The following is a 17,201-nucleotide window of genomic DNA, read 5'->3' as shown; positions in this document are numbered from 1 at the left end:
ACACTTCCTAGCCGGAAGTGCTTTTTTTAAGATGATGGTGTGGATGATGAAGCCAATTTCATTTTTTCTTCAACTGTTTTCATTTTTTCTTTTACTTTTTCAGCATAAGTGAAATCACCGTAGCAATACGGATAGCGGAAGTTATCTTTGTCTCCTCCGCACGTATACACATCGGGGTTTCGTTTCACTTGCTTTTTGGAGTATTGCTTTGCCAATTTTTCGGAATGTTTCCCCCCGTTTTTTGCAACAAAATCAATATAGCCGATTCCCATATTATAGCTTTGTATAATGGTTTCCAAATCAACGCCTTTTTTCTTCCCATGCTTGTACATGGTCGAAAAATGATGGATACCTTGTTTAATGCTTTTCTGTGGGTCATTGATTTCATTTCGTTTCAAACCAAGAGATTCTGAGGACTGCATGGGATCTCCGCCTCTGCCTTTTGATTCTTGATACATCATACCGAGGATTAACGCGGTATATTGATCTAAATCTTCATCTCTTAACTCTGTTTCTACAAGCGGTTTGTAATCATCCAATCTCGACAAAACAATTGATTCCGTATCAATCGGCAGCTTTTTTAATTCCTTTTGATTAAAGGAAATGACAATAGCTGCTAATACGCAAACAAACAGAAAAATCGTGAAACAGCCTGAAATGGCAAAACATCCTGTTTTTTTCTTTTTCAAGGTCAGTTCACCCCTGTTTTGCCCCGCTTTTAAAAGGGAAGTACAGCCTTTTTATTATGCCACATCCTGCACCGGATACCAAGTGAAAACCTATCATCAATCATACCCAAACGTAAATTCAGCTCTTGTTTTCAGCCTGTAGCAGAAATAAACGAAACCGATCATGAGCCACACCATGCCAATGATTAATGCATTGGTACTGATGCTTGTTAACAGCCACATACAAAAGGCCGTTCCGCAAAGAGGAATGATTGCATATCTGAGTGTGTTTAATATCCCTCTTTGTTTCTGTTTGATGAAATAGTATGCGAAAACAGACACGTTTACAAAGGTAAATCCAATTAATGCCCCAAAGCTGATAAACGAATAAATGACTTCAAGCTCGCCAATGACTGCGGTTAAAGAGAAAACGCCAATTAATAAAATGTTGAAAACAGGGGTTTTCAATGTCGGATGAATATAACCGAAGAATCGCTTCGGTAATGATTGATCTCTTCCCATCGCATACAAGAGCCTTGCTGCACTTGCGTGTGACGATAAGGATGAAGAGATGACAGCGACCATGGTGCCAGCTAAAAAGAACGAGTGGAGAAATGCGCCGCCCACAAATTCCGCAATTTCAAGTGAAGCAGCATCAGGATGCTTGAACTGCTGAAAATTTGGAAACACCTGCTGTAAAAAATAAGAGGTGAGGGTAAACAAAACGCCTCCAATGGCGACCGTTAAGAAAATCGCAAGAGGAATCGTTCTTTTTGGCTTAATCGTTTCCTCAGACATGGTCGAAATCGCATCAAATCCAAGAAAAGAAAAACATAAAATGGTTGCCCCTGAAAAAATAAGAGTAGGATCTAAGCTCGCTGAATAAAACGGACGGGCTGACAATAATTCCCCCGTACCTGCGTTTTGCGAAAGTCCATAAATCATAAATCCAACAAATGTAACAGCAACAATGACCTGAAAGGTCACAAATAGCGCCGTAATGTTGGCTGTAAGACGTATACCGATTACATTGACAGTCGTTATGGCGATAGCAAGTATGATGATCCAAATGTAATGAGGTACATCAGGAAAGGCTGCGGTTAAATATGCACTTCCGATTGCAAAATTCACCATAGGCAAAAATAAATAATCCAGCAAGAGCGTCCAGCCTACAAGGAAGCCGACGTGAGGATGAATACTTTTTTGCGCGTATGTATATGCAGATCCTGCTTTTGGAAAAGCCTTCACCATATTCCCATAGCTAAGCGCTGTCAATAGTAATGCAAGTAAAGTAAATATATAAGCTGCAGCTACGTGGCCTTTCGTCAGCTGCGCTACGATGCCGTATGAATCAAATACGACAAGCGGGTCCATATAAGCAAGCCCGATCACAACAAGTGGAAAGACAGTCAGGCTGCGTTTTAGTCTTGGCTCTTCAGTCAATTTGCCTATCAGCTCCTCTAAAAAAATGAATAAATAATGCTCATTTTAAAAAGAATGCTACCACGTGTCAATGCTATTTGAATAAATCTTTTTCCTAAAGGTGTGTAAGCTTTGCATGCCGCACGTTTTGGTATATGATGATACATAGAATAAGTCGTGAATTGACTGACAAGAAAGGTGAAGCGAAATGAAGGAAGAACTGAATACAAATCAAGAACAGGAACGGATGGAGCTGGACGAAGAAAGTTTATTTCTTGTCTCACAAACATTTAAGGCATTGTCTGATCCGACCCGTATTCGTATTCTGCATTTGCTGTCTCAAGGAGAACATTCGGTAAATGATATAGCGGAAACACTCAACCTTATGCAATCAACCGTTTCTCATCAGCTGCGCTTTTTAAAAAACCTTCGTCTCGTAAAATCTAGACGAGCAGGGACGTCCATTTTTTACAGCCCTGAAGATCAGCATGTGATGGAAGTGCTTGAACAAATGATTCACCATGCACAGCACGATTGATAAAAAACCTTCCTACTTTCAGGGGACTGACCCCAGATAGGAAGGTTTTTATGCATGATGCATATGTGTCGATCGTTTATTTGCTTTCATCATTTGATAAGAAAAAACAATATAGTAAGCAGCTAGCAGAAAAAAGCTGAGCATGGTCAGGGCATCATCGCTTACGATATGCTGATATAATTCAACGACATCCATTTTTGTGATCGCATGTTTGGTCAGATCGACTAATTTCAATGCAAGCCTGGATAAAAACAAACATAAAATGAAGCTCTCAATCCATTTACTCGTTTTGACATAAAGCCGGCCATCTTCTGATTTCATCCGAATCGTTTGATAGGCGTGAAGAGCCAGAATGCTCCCAAAGATCATGCCAATTGCGGCATAGATAAAAATACTGTGATTTTGCCATCCTTCTGATAATAGAATAAGGGCAGTGAAACCAAATACATACATTCTCATGAACAGATTTACCGGGCGCACAAGTTGATAACGTCTCATTCGATTCATTCGAATGATAATCCATGTCAAAATGATGATCCCGATCATGAACAACTGCCATACGTGATGTGTCATGATGCAACCTCCTCCTGCACGGGCAGGGATGTAAATGAATGCTGGCTGTTACTTATCTTTACCATTCTTTCTTTTTTTATCAAATCAAAACCTACATTTATGAAAAAGAGGAAAAGTCATGAAAATAGATCGCATTTTGTCCATTGTGATGATACTGACGATCTATCGATCCAAAAGAAGCCCAAATCAATATTTATATTGCAGTTGATGAAAAAATAGTTGCTAAAACTAATAGCATTAGTTAATATGAAACTAACGACATTAGTTTTAGGGGGGAATAAGATGAGATTCACTACATTTGGTCGCTTACACCAGCTTACATTAATGCCTCGAATCTTTCCGGTAAATTGTTATGTATTTGAGGAAGAGGATGAACTCATCTTAATTGATGCAGCTTTGAAAATGGCAGCAAGCTCGATAATTGAATTTGCACATACATTAAACAAACCGATTAAACAAGTGATTCTGACTCATAGTCATATGGATCATATTGGTGCTCTAGATGAAGTGAAAAAGGCTTTTCCAGAGGCAGTCGTCTATTTGTCGAAACGAGATGCTCGTCTGTTTGCTGGTGATTTTTCCTTACTCCCTGGTGAGCCGGAGAAAAAAGTGAAAGGCAGTTTTTCAAAAAACATTCACACAAAACCAGATGTGCTTCTCGAAGAAGGGGACGAGATTGGCTCACTTACAGTCATTGCCACACCAGGACATACCCCAGGAAGCATCTCTTTATACGATGAAAAGTCGGGGGTTGTCATTGCAGGTGATGCAGTTGTGACAAAAGGTGGTTTATTTGTAACGGGAGAGTTTCGCTCCACCTTTCCATTTCCTTATTTTGCCACTTGGGATGCAGAAACAGCACTAAAAAGTGCTGAAAAATTACTGGAACTTCCCTTATCTTGTCTCGCAGCAGGACATGGTGATCTCATTATAGAGCCTAAGGCAAAGCTGCAAACCGCTATTGAAAAAAGGAAACATCAGCTACAAAAGGGAGGGCAGTAAACCATGTCTCCAAGAATGGGTATCACTCAAGACAAAATTTTTAAAACTGCTATTGAATATGTTGATGAAGAGGGCTACTCCGCTTTGACGATTGCTACATTGTCCAAACGGCTCAACATCAGACCGCCATCACTTTACAATCATGTATCTGGTCTTCATGAAATACAGGCTGCTCTTGCTGTTAAGGGGCTGACAATGCTTTGTGAGGAGGGCAAACAAGTAACGGCGGGGCTGGAAAAAGAGGACGCTGTTTTAGCATTTGCAAGACAATATGTTCAATTTGTCCGTCAGCATCCCGGTCTATATGAGGCTGCTTTTTCACATATGAATGAAAAAGAAGTCAGTATGGCTGCAGAGAACCTTGCTGATTTTGTCCAATCCATCATGTCTCGTTTTGGTGTAAAAGAAGAGGAGATGACGCATGTCGTCAGAGGTCTCAGAAGTTTACTGCATGGTTTTGGGGATATTTCAAACAAAAAGGGATTTCAACGGAAAGAACAGCTTGAAGAGAGTGTCAGCTATGCGGTCCGTCTTTATATCGCAGGTATTAAGCAGCAAGAAGATCTGTCTCATTGACAGGTCTTTTTTATGTATTGAACCGATATGATGAAGGAGGCGGAAACAGATCAAAACATTTTTTTTGCAAATAACCAATAAAGATTTGACAGTTTTGTGAAACATGGTATGCTTATTATGTGAAATAATTCACATAGAGGAGTAGAGGCAGATGAAAAGAAAGCCTGTTTATGTGGAAACAACCATTCATGCACCTATTGAAAAAGTATGGGAGTATACGCAAAATCCAAAGCTTCATGAACAATGGGATTTGCGGTTTTCGACCATTTCATTAAATGGACCAAGAGATGAACAGCCCCAATCCTTTTTATATGAAAAACATCTTGGATTCGGCATCAGTGTGACTGGGACAGGATCGTATCGAACGAGCGTGAAGGATGAGCGTCATGAAAGAGCATCCTCACTTCAATTTAAGTCGTCACATCCTTTATCTTTTATTAAAGAAGGTGGAGGGTATTGGAAATACATGAAAACAAATGATCACATTGTGTTTCAAACGCAATTTGATTATGAAACAAAAGAAGGAAAAGGGTGGAAATGGGCAGACCGGTTCTTTTTTCGTCCAATGATGGGTTTTATGACGGCCTTTAGCTTTGGCGCATTAAAGACGTGGCTTGAAAAGGGCACACATCCCCGTTTGCTGCTTGAGAGAACACTTGCCCATTATGGCATTTGTTTGCTGTTTGCTGTCGTCTGGTTATGTCAGGCGATGATTCCCTTTTCACCTTCTGCTTTTGATCATAGCACCGGATTTCGATTGTTTTATGCACTATTAGGCGTATCATGGCTCATGCCTAAGCTGCCAAAGAAATATATATTCATCCTTCAAAGCATCTTTCTGCTCATAATGCTTAGTATAGGGATTTTATCACCAAAAACGACTCTGCATGAGCCGCTTGTGCTGAGTGCATTTTTCATCTTGTCCGTTGCAGGAATGATTAATTTAAAAGATTGTGTAGATGTGTTTTCGATCAAACGAAAAAGGGGAGCTAGACATGGTCGTTCATCATTATCAAGTAAAGGACTACGATAAGCTGCATCCAAAATTAAAAGAACGTTATAACCGTGCATTTACGGCCGAAGGCATCATGGAGGAAATAGGTGGCGGAACGAAGCTCATTCGATTGTTGTTTAAAATCGGTCCATTGTTTCGCTGCTTTTTTCCTGAAAGAGGTCAAAATATTCCCTTCCAAATCGTGAACAAGCCTTTTACGACAAGTAAAGGAGAAGAAGGAATGCACTGGTTTCGTACGTTCTATTTCCCAAAGAAGGAAAGACATTTTGATGCAGATATGATCATTGATCAGAAGAGTCATCAAGTACTGGACTACTTTAGAAAACCTAGGCTTCTGATGTCAGAGCTTCATTTTACAGTCACGGAAAAAGGGTTCTTGCACATTCAATCAGGTAAGCAAAAGTTTTTGATGTTGGGGCGGGAGTGGCCGCTGCCTTCATGGCTTTACGGTGTATCTGATGTAACGGAAGGTTACGATGAGCGTGCAGGTGAGTATACCATTGATGTCCAAGTGAAAAATCGCCTTTTTGGCACTCTTTTTACATACAAGGGCCGGTTTACAGAAAGGGTGTCATCTCATGAATAAATGGCATTTGACGTCTAGCATCATTTTGATGTCTTGCTTTCTCGTTATCCGTTTAACGACAGCTCCCATAGCAGAATTCTTTGTCCTCGTTGCGATTTTGTTTTTTCTTCCCGCGTTCTTACACTTTTTCTATCAGGAAGAGAAGAAACGGCAGCAGGAGTGGCTGATTTACTTCATAATGAAAGCCTTCCCAGCAGCAGCGCTATGTGCAACAGGTGCATTCATCTATCATTCCCTTTGGCTCGCATTGGGATGGCTTTTCTATACAATGATTCTGGCTTTATTTGGTTTCATCCGCTTCTTGAAAAGAGGAATCCATCCGCTTCATGAGCTGATGATAGATGGCGCATTGATGTATATCGCTTTAGGCGGGCTTTGGTTCTGGCTGTACACAGCAGATATACAAGTGATGACATTTTCACCGATGATTGTTCTTTTGACCGCTATTCATTTTCATTACTCCGCTTTTTTTATCCCCATCTTTTATGGATTATTAGGGAGGCAGCGGAAAGAAGAGACGATTCTATACAAAATAGGCGGTTGGTTGATTTTACTGTCACCTATGATGATTGCTGTTGGAATCAGTTATTCTCGCCTGTTTGATACGTTCAGTGTCATTCTTTATGTGATCGCACTTTATTTGTATGGAATTCTGTGTATGAAAACAAGGTTTCGTTCAACTGCCGCAAAGGGGCTCGTTGTGTTTTCTAGCATCATCTTAATGGGAACCATCGCCTTATCATTACTATATTCTGCTGGTATGCTTTTACGTGTTACCTACATAAGCATCGATCAAATGATTTGGTTTCATGGCAGTATCAATGCAAGTATGGTGATTTTACCAGGTCTCATAGGGTGGCTGATTGAAAGGCCAGCTGATCGATTGAAACAGAAGGATTTTCCGGTTTCGAGAGTTCACGGTCGCTTTCAGTTCATGTCTTTTCAAAATCAACACATGCAGCATGACGAGAAGATCGGTTTAGTAGATTCTCTTGACCAATTAAATGGAGAGACGTTTTCAGCAGAGAGTGTGTCACCTGTTATTCGCAGATTTTATGAGGATCCGATGTCATTTACGTTAAAAGCAGCCGTCTGTTTTCACTGGTGGGTGAGGCCATTTGTCTATTTGCTTCAACCTGTTTTTAGACGACTAGGACAGCTTTATTTAGGGTCATCACGAAAGCCATATGAAATGCCGGGGAGTCTTTTAAAATTTCAACATCCTCTTGAGGAAAGGGAAAATGTACGTGTGTGGATCAGACGAAATGAGAAAGGCGAGCAAGTCTTTTATGCGCTTTATGCCCAGCACCATGATGAAGAGACGGTCTATATGAATATTGCTTTGCCGCTTCCATTTTCTCAGCTTACTGCTATTTTAAAACCTTTTAATGAACAGGAAGACTTTTTGTTAAAAAGTAAAAGTCCAAAAGGCAGTACTGGTCATGAAGGATTGTATGTGCATACGCCTTTCATCACCATGAAACTGCCAATGGAAGAAAGCTTTCACATGAAACCGGGGACGGAAAATAGTCTCACAGCATTGCATCAAATGAAGCTGTTTGGCATTCCTTTTTTAACCATTCAGTATCATATCGACAGTGACAGTCATTCATCTTAGTCAATGATGTCACATGGTTCACCGTGACGAATGATATTGACAATCGCTTGTCCATCACTTGGATGATGATCTGCATACTGTACTGGCAGTAAAGCAAAAAAGACATAGTAGACTGAGAAGTAAGCAAATTGATAGAAAAATTGATGCTCTGGCAGGACATCATTGGCGATCATTGTATTCAGTATGAGAACACTGAGCAGGTTGCATAATGATCCGCCTAAGTAGACAAGAATGTGTGAGAAACGGTTATTTTTCCTCATTTCTTCATAATGGCAAAATGCATCTAGAAAATAGATTCTTCGAATTTCAACTACGCCTATTTTTAATACTTTTTTGCCGCGGCCAAGTGCAAAAGAAACCTTTGCCCCAAACATCCATGCGACCAAAATATGACCTAACTGATGCAAGATGGCCACGATAGGAAGAATGACGAAAAATGACCAGCAAAACGTCCACATATCCGATAATGTAAACAAGTGTTACCCCTCCCTGAAATATTCGAGAGGAAGCAGTAGGATTATTTTCCATTTTACAGAATTCATTTTCAGGATGCAAACATTTAATAGATCACGATAACTTTATTATGTAAACTAAAAGGCGACTGCAGATTTTTCCCCTTCCTTTTCAAAGAGGTGACTGTGCTACAATGGAGAAATCAGCGAGAGATACAAGGGCAGCTAACAGAAGAATGGATCAATGAAAAGGAGAGGTTCATATGGCAGATATTGAACAGTTTTTGGCTTTAGACATTCGTGTTGGGACGATATTAGAAGCAGAATTCTTTGCAGAAGCAAGAGTACCTGCTTTGAAACTAAAGATTGATTTTGGCGATGAGATTGGGATCAAACAATCCAGCGCTCAGCTCACAAAACGTTATACTGCTGAGAATCTCACCGGGAAACAAATTGTGGCAGTCGTCAATTTCCCGCCAAGAAGAATTGCTGGGTTTAAATCTGAAGTGCTAGTCTTAGGAGGCATGCCGTCGAAAGAAGACGTGGTCTTGCTTACCGCAGATGAGCCGGTTGCAAATGGAACAAAAATAGGGTAAGAAAAAAGACATCTTCAACAGAAGATGTCTTTTGCGTATTGAGGCGGAATAACCACACGCCACATTCGTGTGTGTCTCAAAGAGACGTGTTACCCGGCTTACACAATTCAGCTCATCGCTTGATTAATATAGCATGGGACCAGCCTAAATGCAACCATTAATTGATTTCTCTTTTATTTTGGAAGAAGAGAAGCGCTTATGCATATTCTGATATAAAGAAACATGGCAGGATATGAATGAGTGGCTCGCGTATGCGGGATAAGCCGAAAGGGAAATAGGTTCAGCTTCATTTTTGCAACAAATGAAAAGAAGCGATATAAAACAATCAGTCACCGAAAGAGCTTCGGTAACCGGCTGTTTTATAAAGTGGTGTTGACCCCAGTCTCAAAAACGGGGATCAGTCCGCGAGGCTGCTGGCTTTTTTATGACAATTTTTCAACCTCAACTCTGCCAGAAAAGAACGTCGCTCCACCGCCCATATCTGCCAAACGATCAGGTGTGAGACCATTTACCAAATGTTTTTTGCCTTTCTGATCTGCCCATAATCCTTGACTGACCACAACGCCAGGTAACACATTTTGGCCGACTGACACGACAAGTTCACATTCTCCTCGATCATTGAGCACACGTACCATGTCACCATCTTCAATCTGTCTCTCTTTTGCATCTTGTTCATTCATATGAAGCTTCGGAAATTTTTCAAGCTTTTGATGCTTTTCGTGAAGAGAGAAGGTGGAATTTAGAAAATTATGATTTGGTCCCGGTATAAACGTCAGCGGATAATCACTTTCCTGATAAAGTGGTACATAGGTTGGAAGTGCTGGATATCCATCTTTTTTCATTTGTTCAGAGTAAAGCTCAATTTTCCCGCTTGGGGTAGGGAGCTTTAATTCCTCGAAAGATCCACGTTTTGCTTTGATCCATTTTTTCTCTTTCAGCGCCTGATATGAAATATCTGCATAATGCGGATTTTCTGGATGATGAAGGGCTTGTTCCATCAGTTCAGCATCTGTCTCGCGAAACGCTTCATCTTCAAAGCCCATGGCCTGAGCTAATAGACGAAATACTTCCGTGTTTGATTTGCTTTCTCCATAGCGTTCAATGACTGGCTCTTGAATTTGAATATAATGATGCCAGTATGAAGTATAGAAATCCTCATTTTCAAAGGCAGATGTCGCTGGCAGTACAATATCTGCATAAGCCGCTGTCTCTGTCATGAATAGATCATGAACCACCGTAAATAGGTCTTCTCTCAGCAAACCTTCTCTTACTTTATTCGCTTCAGGTGTGACAACAGCTGGGTTGCATGAGTAGACAAAAAGAGAATCAATGGAAGGCTCTGCGCTGGTCAGCACGCTACCTAGCTGATTCATATTAAATGATCTAGGTGTACGGCCTTTTAATAGATCCGGCCGCTGAAGAGCTGTTTCATTATAACTGAGAAAAGAAGAGTTCGATTTCATCGCACCGCCGCCTTTATGCAGCCATTGCCCCGTCAAGGCAGGGAGGCAGGAGATGGTTCTTATACTCATCCCGCCATTATCATGATGCTGAAGTCCATTTCCAATACGAATGAGAGATGGCGATGTCTCTGCATACATTCTCGCAAGTGTGATGATGTCTTCTTTAGGGACACCTGTGATCTGTTCAACGGTTTTTGGATCATACTGCTTTACATGCTCGCGAAGTTCATTGTGGCCGACCGTGTAAGTTTCTAAAAATGAATGATCTGTGCGATTTTCTGCAAAAAGGATATGCATGATCCCTAGAGCCAGCGCACTGTCAGTGCCAGGGCGAAGCGGAATGAACCAATCAGCCATTCGACCAGTTTGGTTTCTGTGAACATCGATGACGACAATCTTTGCTCCTTGCTTTCTCGCTTTTTGTGCCAAGGTGATTTGATGCATATTGGTCGACACGGCATTGATGCCCCAAAAAATAAATAGTTTCGTATGAATGGTGTCTTCTGGATCGGTCCCGATGCTTGCGCCCATTGTATATTTATAGCCAGTGGTTCCTGCTGACTGACAGATCGTTCGGTCTAGCTGACTTGAGCCAAGACGATAGAAAAAGCGGCGGTCCATTCCCTCAGCATTGAGATTGCCCATATTCCCATAGAAGCTGTAAGGCAAAATGCTTTCCGGACCTTTTTCTTCGATCAGCTTTGTCCATTTTTGCCGGATGGTTTCAATGGCTTCTTTCCACGTAATCGGTGCAAACTGCCCGTCCCCTTTTTTACCTACACGTTTTAATGGCGTTGTCAGCCGTTTTTCATCATATAAGCGGGCTGTGACATTCCGCACTTTATTGCATATGTTTCCTTGAGTGACTGGATGGTCTGGATCTCCTTGAACTTTGACGATCTTTCCATTTTCTTTATGTATTAAAAGACCGCATTGATCAGGACAATCTAACGAACAAACTGATTTGAATATTCCGTCTTTCATAGCTGTATAATCGGTCATAAGTTTTGGCTTCCTTTCCGAATTCCGTGATCACGTTGATATGGACTTTATTTTAGCATGTTCGGAGCAGGAAGGTAAGAATAAGCTGATGAAAAAAGCCCCATATCAAAGGGACTTTTAAAAACGGGTGACCTGTACAGGAAATTCTTTTACCCCAAAAACAAACGTGCTTTGAATGGGTTTCAGCTTATCTGCCGCACAGGTGATCTCTTGAAATGTATTGAATAAAATCTCAAGTGCAATATGACTCTCAAGCCGGGCGAGAGGTGCACCAAGACAAAAATGAATACCAAAACCAAAACTCATATGCGGATTGGATTTCCGGTCAAGACGAAACGTATCTGGATCTTCAAATTTCCGTTCATCGCGGTTCGCAGAGGCAACCCAGTTGATGAGATAGTCTCCTTTTTTAATGTGTGAACCTGCGATCTCAATATCCTCTGCTGCAATTCTCCCAATCGCTTGTACAGGCGGATAATAGCGCAGTGTTTCCTCTGTCAATTGAGGAATGAGAGAGGGATCTTGCCGGACTGATTCTGCAATGTGCGGCTGCTCTGTTAGCAGTCGTACTGCATTTGTGATTAAATTCGTCGTCGTCTCATTACCAGCAACGAGTAAGAGAATACAAAAGCCAAGCAGCTCATTTTCTGTTAAATGTTCCCCATCAATTTCCGCTTGGATGAGAAGGGAGATTAAATCATCGGCAGGCGTTTCTTTCCGCTTTTGGATCAAATGCGTAAAGTACTCTGACAGTTCTTCTTCTGCTTGTTTTTGCATCTCTACAACGGCTTGAATGGCTTCTTTTGAATCATCCTTTGCTCCTGCAACAAGGGCATCTGAATGTTTCTTAATCAGCTCTCGGTCTTCCACCTCTGCACCAAGAAGCTCGGCGATGATCATGACAGGCAGGGGAGCTGCTAGGTCCTGAACAAGATCAAAGGTACGTTGATCCTTTACTTGATTTAATAAATCATGTGTCAGGTCTTTAATCTGATCTTCTAATTGTTTGATCGCTTTTGGCGTGAATGCTTTATTGACGAGTGCTCTCATTTTTGTATGTTTTGGAGGGTCCATTGTTAAAATACTCGTTTTAGATGTGCTTCTGCCCCGCTGTGATGAAAACACTTTTGGCTGCTTCAAAACGGACTGAATGTCCGCATACCGAAAGAGATCCCAGCACTTTCTTCTTTCATCGTATCGAATATCACCTTGCGATCGTAATTCATTGTAGATAGGGAATGGGAAAAGAAGGTCATCAGTGGAACGGATTTCTTTCATTGGAATGACATTGACATAGTTTTTTTTCACTTTCATTATGAACACTCCTTTTTCGCTTGATTTCCCTTTCACGGTATCATCACGAAAAGCGCATTTCAACGGACATGTTTTCTAAAATATGTCAATAGTCTAATCGAAAGATTCTTACCCATTCATCGCATAGGAAATGAGACAGTCAATAAAAATGATAACGTTTTCTTAAAAATAGAATTGAAGTCACCGAAACCAAAAATAAAATGGTGAATTCAGTCGAACGAAAGGGTACTTTGATTCAAATACGTATAGTTCTTTTGATCTAAATTACTGATTCGGAAAAACAGAGCTGACATACATACAGCAAGCTGTTCAGCGTGCATTCGGGACTTTTGAAAAGCGCCGGCTCTTTCTTGACACGATTTCTCATCATGTTACGATAACTAACGTGCGAAAAACACGAACAAAAAGCGAACAAGGGAGAGGATCAATATCATTGATCAAAAGAAAGTTGCTTTCATTGGAGCAGGTTCGATGGCGGAAGGAATGATTGCAGGTATTGTGCGATCAGAACAGATGCCGTTAGGCCATATTTACGCAACAAACAGGCAAAATAAGCAGCGATTAAATGAATTAACGAAGCGCTACGGAATCCAAACAGCCACAATGGATTCATTTCCTTTTGAAGAAATGGATATGTTGATCCTGGCAATGAAGCCGAAGGATGCTGAAACAGCACTTGAATCATTAAAACCCCATATTCAGAGAGATCAGCTCATCCTGTCTGTACTTGCAGGAGTGAAATCATCGTATATTGAAGACATGCTGCATGAAGGCCAGCCTGTCATGAGGGTGATGCCAAATACGTCAAGTACCATCGGGGCATCAGCAACGGCATTATCTGCTGGACGTTATGTAAAAAGTGAAGATGTGAGCATGAGTCAGGCTCTTCTATCTGAAATGGGAGAAGTCTATACCATTCAGGAAGAGCAAATGGACATTTTTACAGGAATTGCCGGAAGCGGGCCAGCCTACTTTTATTTCTTAATGGAAAGAATCGAAGAAGCGGGAGAAGAAGCCGGTTTATCAAAAGAAATGTCTCGCCAAATCGGGACACAGACACTTCTTGGTGCAGCGAAGATGCTCCAAGAAACAGCTGAAAACCCTTCTGTCCTTAGAGAAAAAATTACGTCACCAAATGGAACAACTGCTGCAGGACTAAATGCATTAGATCATTTCGGCGGAGGAGAAGCCATGAAGCAGGCCGTCAAACATGCCGCCAATCGATCAAAAGAGATAAGCGAACAGCAAAAACAAAAAGTAACGATATAAATAGAGCCTCAAAACAGGAGTGATAAGGTGTACGCAGATAAAGAGAGAAAACGAATTGTTGTCAAAATCGGAAGCAGCTCTCTTACTAGCTTTCAAGGGGAGATCAGTTTAAAAAAACTAGAAAATCTCGTGAATCAAATTGTCAAACTCAAAGATGAAGGACACGAAGTCATTTTGGTTTCTTCTGGTGCAGTTGCAGCAGGTTACCGAAAGCTAGGATTTATTGATAGACCCAAAACACTGCCAGAAAAACAGGCGTCTGCCTCAATAGGTCAGGGACTTTTAATGGAATCATATTCTACATTATTTTTATCGCACGGCTATATTGCTTCACAGCTCTTAATTACAAGAAGCGATTTTTCAGATGAAACCCGGTATCAAAATGTGCGAAATACGATGAATGTATTATTAGATCGGGGCATCATCCCCATTATCAATGAAAATGATACCGTGACAATCAATCGCTTGAAGTTCGGAGATAATGATACATTGTCTGCAAAAGTAGCTGGACTGATTGATGCGGATTTCCTTGCTATTTTATCTGATATTGATGGCTTGTATGAAGATAATCCTCATACAAACCCAAATGCAAAGAGAATTCTTGAGGTCACAGAAATTACAGAAGACATTGAAGCAGCTGCTGGAGATGCCGGAAGCAGCGTTGGCACAGGCGGAATGAAATCGAAGCTCGACGCCTTTAAAATTTCAATGGCAGCAGGTATCAACGGCTTTTTAGGAAAAGCGGATACGCCGCACATTTTAGATAAAGCAATCAATGGGACAGAGGACGGCACTTATTTTACAGCTGATAAAAACCTAGCTCCGCTGAATTATAAGAAGCAGTGGATTGCTTTTCATTCTGGACCAAAAGGTGAGATCGTGGTTCAAGAGAAAACCGAGGAGCACCTCATGCACCGCGAGAAAAGCCTTGAATCTGATGGCATTGTCGAGGTAAAAGGTTCGTTTAAAAAAGGCGATGTTGTCCGTATTTTAGATCAAGATAGAAGAGAAATTGGGCTCGGCATTGTCAATTATGCGTCTGACGAACTCGCACTGAGCAGTGATTTGTTACAAGATGAAGTGGTGCATGTCGTCGATCTTGAAGCATTTGTTTGTCATTTAGATTTATCAATACCAGTTTGCTAACCATAAGGGAGGAATTTCATGACACTGACAGCTGAAGTTGTCACATCGGTCAAAGAAAAAGCGAAAAAAGCAAAGCACGTATCAAAAAAACTAGGGTTACTTCAAACAGAGGAAAAGAATGAGGCGCTGCTCAAAATAGCAGAAGCATTAGAACAGAAAAGCAGCTTCATTTTACAGGAAAATCAAAAGGATTTAGATGCAGGAAAAGAAAAGGGCTTCTCAGATGCCTTAATGGATCGTTTAATGTTAAATGAAAAAAGAATTCATGAGTTTGCTGAAAGTTTGCGGCTTGTGACGAGATTAACAGATCCTGTTGGAGAAATATTGGATGAATGGACTCTTGAAAATGGCTTACATGTGAAAAGCCGAAGAGTACCGCTCGGCGTGATCGGCATGATCTATGAAGCGAGACCGAATGTCACTGTCGATGCAGCAGGACTTGCTTTAAAAGCAGGCAACTCAGTGATTTTAAAAGGCGGTTCCTCCGCTATTTCTTCCAACAAAGCGATCGTAAGCGTCATTCATGAAGCCTTGGATGAAACAAAGATTCCTCGTGATGCGGTACAGTTTATCGAACAAACAGACCGCTCATCGGTTCAAGCGATGTTCCACTTAAAGGAATGGATCGATGTCCTGATTCCGCGAGGCGGTGCGTCATTAATTCAAACAGTTGTGGAAGAATCCACCATTCCAGTCCTTGAAACAGGAACAGGGAACTGCCATGTCTTTATTGATCAAACAGCGAACGTGAAGAAAGCCATTGAGATTGTGATCAATGCGAAAACGAATCGCCCAGCTGTTTGTAATGCACTTGAGACCTTGATCGTTCATCGCGATTGGCTGAAAGAGAATGGAGCTAAATTGAATGAAGCACTGCTTCAGCATCATGTGACAGTACATGGCGATCAAGAAGCACAAGCCTTCTTTTCAAATGCGGTTCCTGCTGAAGAAGTGGACTTTACAGATGAGTATTTAAGTCTTGATCTTGCGGTGAAAGTCGTTGATTCTATTGAGGACGCAATTTGCCATATTGATCAGTACGGCACAAAACATTCAGAGGCCATCGTAACAGAGGATGAAAAAAACGCACTGACGTTTCTAAACGAAGTCGATGCAGCGGCCGTTTACCATAACGCATCCACTCGCTTTACAGATGGCGGCGCACTCGGATATGGGGCTGAAATTGGCATCTCTACTCAAAAGTTGCATGCAAGAGGACCAATGGGACTTCCTGCACTCACAACAACAAAGCTGCTTCTATCTGGTGATGGTCAAATTAGAAACTGAGAACGAATGCTAAAAACACTACCTTTCTTATGGGGTAGTGTTTTTTAGTGAATGCTGAGGAGATAGACAAGAAAGGGGAATGACATGGAGGCGAACTACTTATCCATCTGTTTAAGAGACCTCATAGAGAGCGATGTTGAAGCACTGACAACACTTGAATATGAACATCGTGCGTTCTTTCAGCCATTTACTCCACTTAGGCAGGAGAAATTTTACACCATCTCCGAACAATTAAACGAATTCAGACCTGTCAGCAAGGCCGCAACAAAGCCGAAACGTATGCAAAAGGAATTTTTCACTGTGAATCGAATCAGCTAATCGGAACGATGACACTGTCTGGTGTTGTCAGAAACGTCCTTCAAAGTGCCTGGCTTTGATATGGCCTTGATCAAAAACAAAATGGAAAAGGCTACACGACTAGAGCCATTGCACTCATGCTGGATGAGGCATTTCAAGTACTGGATCTTCACAGAATTGAGGCCGGTGTTCAGCCTCATCATCTCGGCTCCATACGAGTTCTTGAAAAATCTGGCTTTCAAAAAGAAGGTCTGTCTAGACAAAATGTAAAGATCAATGGAGAGTGGAAAGATCATGATTTGTTTGCTATTTTGTCCACTGATGAACGGCCACAAGTCATTTAGAACAACGCGATAGGCAGAGGAATTGAAGGTATA

Annotated in this window: 18 protein-coding genes; 12 read left to right on the top strand and 6 right to left on the bottom strand. The window is 41.3% G+C overall.

Annotated elements, in window-relative coordinates; translation table 11 throughout:
• Positions 1-26: 26 nt before the first annotated feature.
• Both BA1_RS07450 and BA1_RS07445 read right to left on the bottom strand, forming a co-directional pair.
• On the bottom strand, positions 27-689 hold the full coding sequence (locus tag BA1_RS07450; protein ID WP_008357335.1) for a lysozyme family protein: 663 nt from the start codon (positions 687-689) through the stop codon (positions 27-29).
• A gap of 96 nt (positions 690-785) precedes the next feature.
• Positions 786-2,111, bottom strand: a complete 1,326-nt coding sequence (locus tag BA1_RS07445) for an APC family permease (protein ID WP_008357334.1) — start codon at positions 2,109-2,111, stop codon at positions 786-788.
• Between the two features lie 187 nt (positions 2,112-2,298).
• Between BA1_RS07445 and czrA the strand changes: the two genes are divergently transcribed.
• The gene (gene czrA / locus BA1_RS07440; protein WP_007500691.1) at positions 2,299-2,628 is read left to right on the top strand and encodes a Zn(II)-responsive metalloregulatory transcriptional repressor CzrA; all 330 of its coding nucleotides are present in this window, start codon (positions 2,299-2,301) and stop codon (positions 2,626-2,628) included.
• Between the two features lie 48 nt (positions 2,629-2,676).
• Here the strand turns inward: czrA and BA1_RS07435 are convergent, their stop codons facing one another.
• The gene (locus BA1_RS07435) at positions 2,677-3,201 is read right to left on the bottom strand and encodes a CcdC protein domain-containing protein (protein WP_008357331.1); all 525 of its coding nucleotides are present in this window, start codon (positions 3,199-3,201) and stop codon (positions 2,677-2,679) included.
• A 282-nt stretch (positions 3,202-3,483) separates the two neighbouring features.
• Here BA1_RS07435 and BA1_RS07430 point away from each other — a divergent pair, with 282 nt between their 5' ends.
• The 5 genes from BA1_RS07430 (at position 3,484) to BA1_RS07410 (ending at position 7,998) form a co-directional block, all read left to right on the top strand.
• Positions 3,484-4,203 (top strand): MBL fold metallo-hydrolase, encoded by a 720-nt coding sequence (locus BA1_RS07430; RefSeq protein ID WP_008357329.1) that lies wholly within the window; start codon positions 3,484-3,486, stop codon positions 4,201-4,203.
• Between the two features lie 3 nt (positions 4,204-4,206).
• Complete coding sequence (locus BA1_RS07425; protein ID WP_008357327.1) at positions 4,207-4,779, top strand: TetR/AcrR family transcriptional regulator; 573 nt, start codon at positions 4,207-4,209, stop codon at positions 4,777-4,779.
• Positions 4,780-4,930: 151 nt separating this feature from the next.
• Entirely contained in the window at positions 4,931-5,812 is an 882-nt protein-coding gene (locus BA1_RS07420) for a hypothetical protein (protein ID WP_008357325.1), read from the top strand.
• Positions 5,775-6,380, top strand: a complete 606-nt coding sequence (locus BA1_RS07415) for a DUF4166 domain-containing protein (protein ID WP_008357323.1) — start codon at positions 5,775-5,777, stop codon at positions 6,378-6,380. The genes BA1_RS07420 and BA1_RS07415 overlap by 38 nt, the downstream gene beginning before the upstream one ends.
• Entirely contained in the window at positions 6,373-7,998 is a 1,626-nt protein-coding gene (locus tag BA1_RS07410) for a YndJ family protein (RefSeq protein ID WP_008357321.1), read from the top strand. The genes BA1_RS07415 and BA1_RS07410 overlap by 8 nt, the downstream gene beginning before the upstream one ends.
• Here BA1_RS07410 and BA1_RS07405 read toward each other — a convergent pair.
• Positions 7,995-8,474 (bottom strand): site-2 protease family protein, encoded by a 480-nt coding sequence (locus BA1_RS07405; RefSeq protein WP_008357319.1) that lies wholly within the window; start codon positions 8,472-8,474, stop codon positions 7,995-7,997. The two genes, BA1_RS07410 and BA1_RS07405, sit on opposite strands and share 4 nt — an antisense overlap.
• A 239-nt stretch (positions 8,475-8,713) precedes the next feature.
• Between BA1_RS07405 and csaA the strand changes: the two genes are divergently transcribed.
• Positions 8,714-9,046, top strand: coding sequence for a chaperone CsaA (csaA, locus tag BA1_RS07400; RefSeq protein ID WP_008357318.1), 333 nt, complete (start codon positions 8,714-8,716; stop codon positions 9,044-9,046).
• Between the two features lie 422 nt (positions 9,047-9,468).
• Here csaA and BA1_RS07395 read toward each other — a convergent pair whose 3' ends face one another.
• Both BA1_RS07395 and BA1_RS07390 read right to left on the bottom strand, forming a co-directional pair.
• Complete coding sequence (locus BA1_RS07395) at positions 9,469-11,511, bottom strand: molybdopterin oxidoreductase family protein (protein ID WP_008357316.1); 2,043 nt, start codon at positions 11,509-11,511, stop codon at positions 9,469-9,471.
• Positions 11,512-11,628: 117 nt separating this feature from the next.
• Positions 11,629-12,825, bottom strand: a complete 1,197-nt coding sequence (locus BA1_RS07390; protein WP_008357315.1) for a cytochrome P450 — start codon at positions 12,823-12,825, stop codon at positions 11,629-11,631.
• Between the two features lie 471 nt (positions 12,826-13,296).
• Here BA1_RS07390 and proC point away from each other — a divergent pair, with 471 nt between their 5' ends.
• The 5 genes from proC (at position 13,297) to BA1_RS19430 (ending at position 17,168) form a co-directional block, all read left to right on the top strand.
• Positions 13,297-14,094, top strand: coding sequence for a pyrroline-5-carboxylate reductase (proC, locus tag BA1_RS07385; protein WP_008357313.1), 798 nt, complete (start codon positions 13,297-13,299; stop codon positions 14,092-14,094).
• Between the two features lie 27 nt (positions 14,095-14,121).
• Positions 14,122-15,240 carry a glutamate 5-kinase gene (gene proB, locus BA1_RS07380; RefSeq protein ID WP_008357312.1) on the top strand — a complete coding sequence of 373 codons (1,119 nt, stop codon included), beginning with the start codon at positions 14,122-14,124 and terminating at the stop codon, positions 15,238-15,240.
• A gap of 18 nt (positions 15,241-15,258) precedes the next feature.
• Positions 15,259-16,527 carry a glutamate-5-semialdehyde dehydrogenase gene (locus tag BA1_RS07375; RefSeq protein WP_008357310.1) on the top strand — a complete coding sequence of 423 codons (1,269 nt, stop codon included), beginning with the start codon at positions 15,259-15,261 and terminating at the stop codon, positions 16,525-16,527.
• 84 nt (positions 16,528-16,611) lie between these two features.
• Positions 16,612-16,845, top strand: a complete 234-nt coding sequence (locus BA1_RS19435) for a hypothetical protein (protein WP_008357309.1) — start codon at positions 16,612-16,614, stop codon at positions 16,843-16,845.
• Between the two features lie 116 nt (positions 16,846-16,961).
• On the top strand, positions 16,962-17,168 hold the full coding sequence (locus BA1_RS19430) for a GNAT family N-acetyltransferase (protein WP_008357306.1): 207 nt from the start codon (positions 16,962-16,964) through the stop codon (positions 17,166-17,168).
• Positions 17,169-17,201 lie beyond the last annotated feature (33 nt).

It is taken from the genome of Bacillus xiamenensis, assembly GCF_000300535.1.
GTDB lineage: Bacteria > Bacillota > Bacilli > Bacillales > Bacillaceae > Bacillus > Bacillus xiamenensis.
This window is presented reverse-complemented; position numbering and strand designations above follow the sequence as displayed.

Coding starts and splice junctions, on each gene's coding strand:
- BA1_RS19430 (WP_008357306.1), top strand. CDS start 16,962: ATGCTGGATGAGGCATTTCAAGTACTGGATCTTCACAGAATTGAGGCC.
- proC (WP_008357313.1), top strand. CDS start 13,297: ATGGCGGAAGGAATGATTGCAGGTATTGTGCGATCAGAACAGATGCCG.
- csaA (WP_008357318.1), top strand. CDS start 8,714: ATGGCAGATATTGAACAGTTTTTGGCTTTAGACATTCGTGTTGGGACG.
- BA1_RS19435 (WP_008357309.1), top strand. CDS start 16,612: ATGGAGGCGAACTACTTATCCATCTGTTTAAGAGACCTCATAGAGAGC.
- BA1_RS07415 (WP_008357323.1), top strand. CDS start 5,775: ATGGTCGTTCATCATTATCAAGTAAAGGACTACGATAAGCTGCATCCA.
- BA1_RS07430 (WP_008357329.1), top strand. CDS start 3,484: ATGAGATTCACTACATTTGGTCGCTTACACCAGCTTACATTAATGCCT.
- BA1_RS07375 (WP_008357310.1), top strand. CDS start 15,259: ATGACACTGACAGCTGAAGTTGTCACATCGGTCAAAGAAAAAGCGAAA.
- BA1_RS07435 (WP_008357331.1), bottom strand. CDS start 3,201: ATGACACATCACGTATGGCAGTTGTTCATGATCGGGATCATCATTTTG.
- BA1_RS07420 (WP_008357325.1), top strand. CDS start 4,931: ATGAAAAGAAAGCCTGTTTATGTGGAAACAACCATTCATGCACCTATT.
- BA1_RS07425 (WP_008357327.1), top strand. CDS start 4,207: ATGTCTCCAAGAATGGGTATCACTCAAGACAAAATTTTTAAAACTGCT.
- BA1_RS07410 (WP_008357321.1), top strand. CDS start 6,373: ATGAATAAATGGCATTTGACGTCTAGCATCATTTTGATGTCTTGCTTT.
- czrA (WP_007500691.1), top strand. CDS start 2,299: ATGAAGGAAGAACTGAATACAAATCAAGAACAGGAACGGATGGAGCTG.
- BA1_RS07395 (WP_008357316.1), bottom strand. CDS start 11,511: ATGACCGATTATACAGCTATGAAAGACGGAATATTCAAATCAGTTTGT.
- BA1_RS07390 (WP_008357315.1), bottom strand. CDS start 12,825: ATGAAAGTGAAAAAAAACTATGTCAATGTCATTCCAATGAAAGAAATC.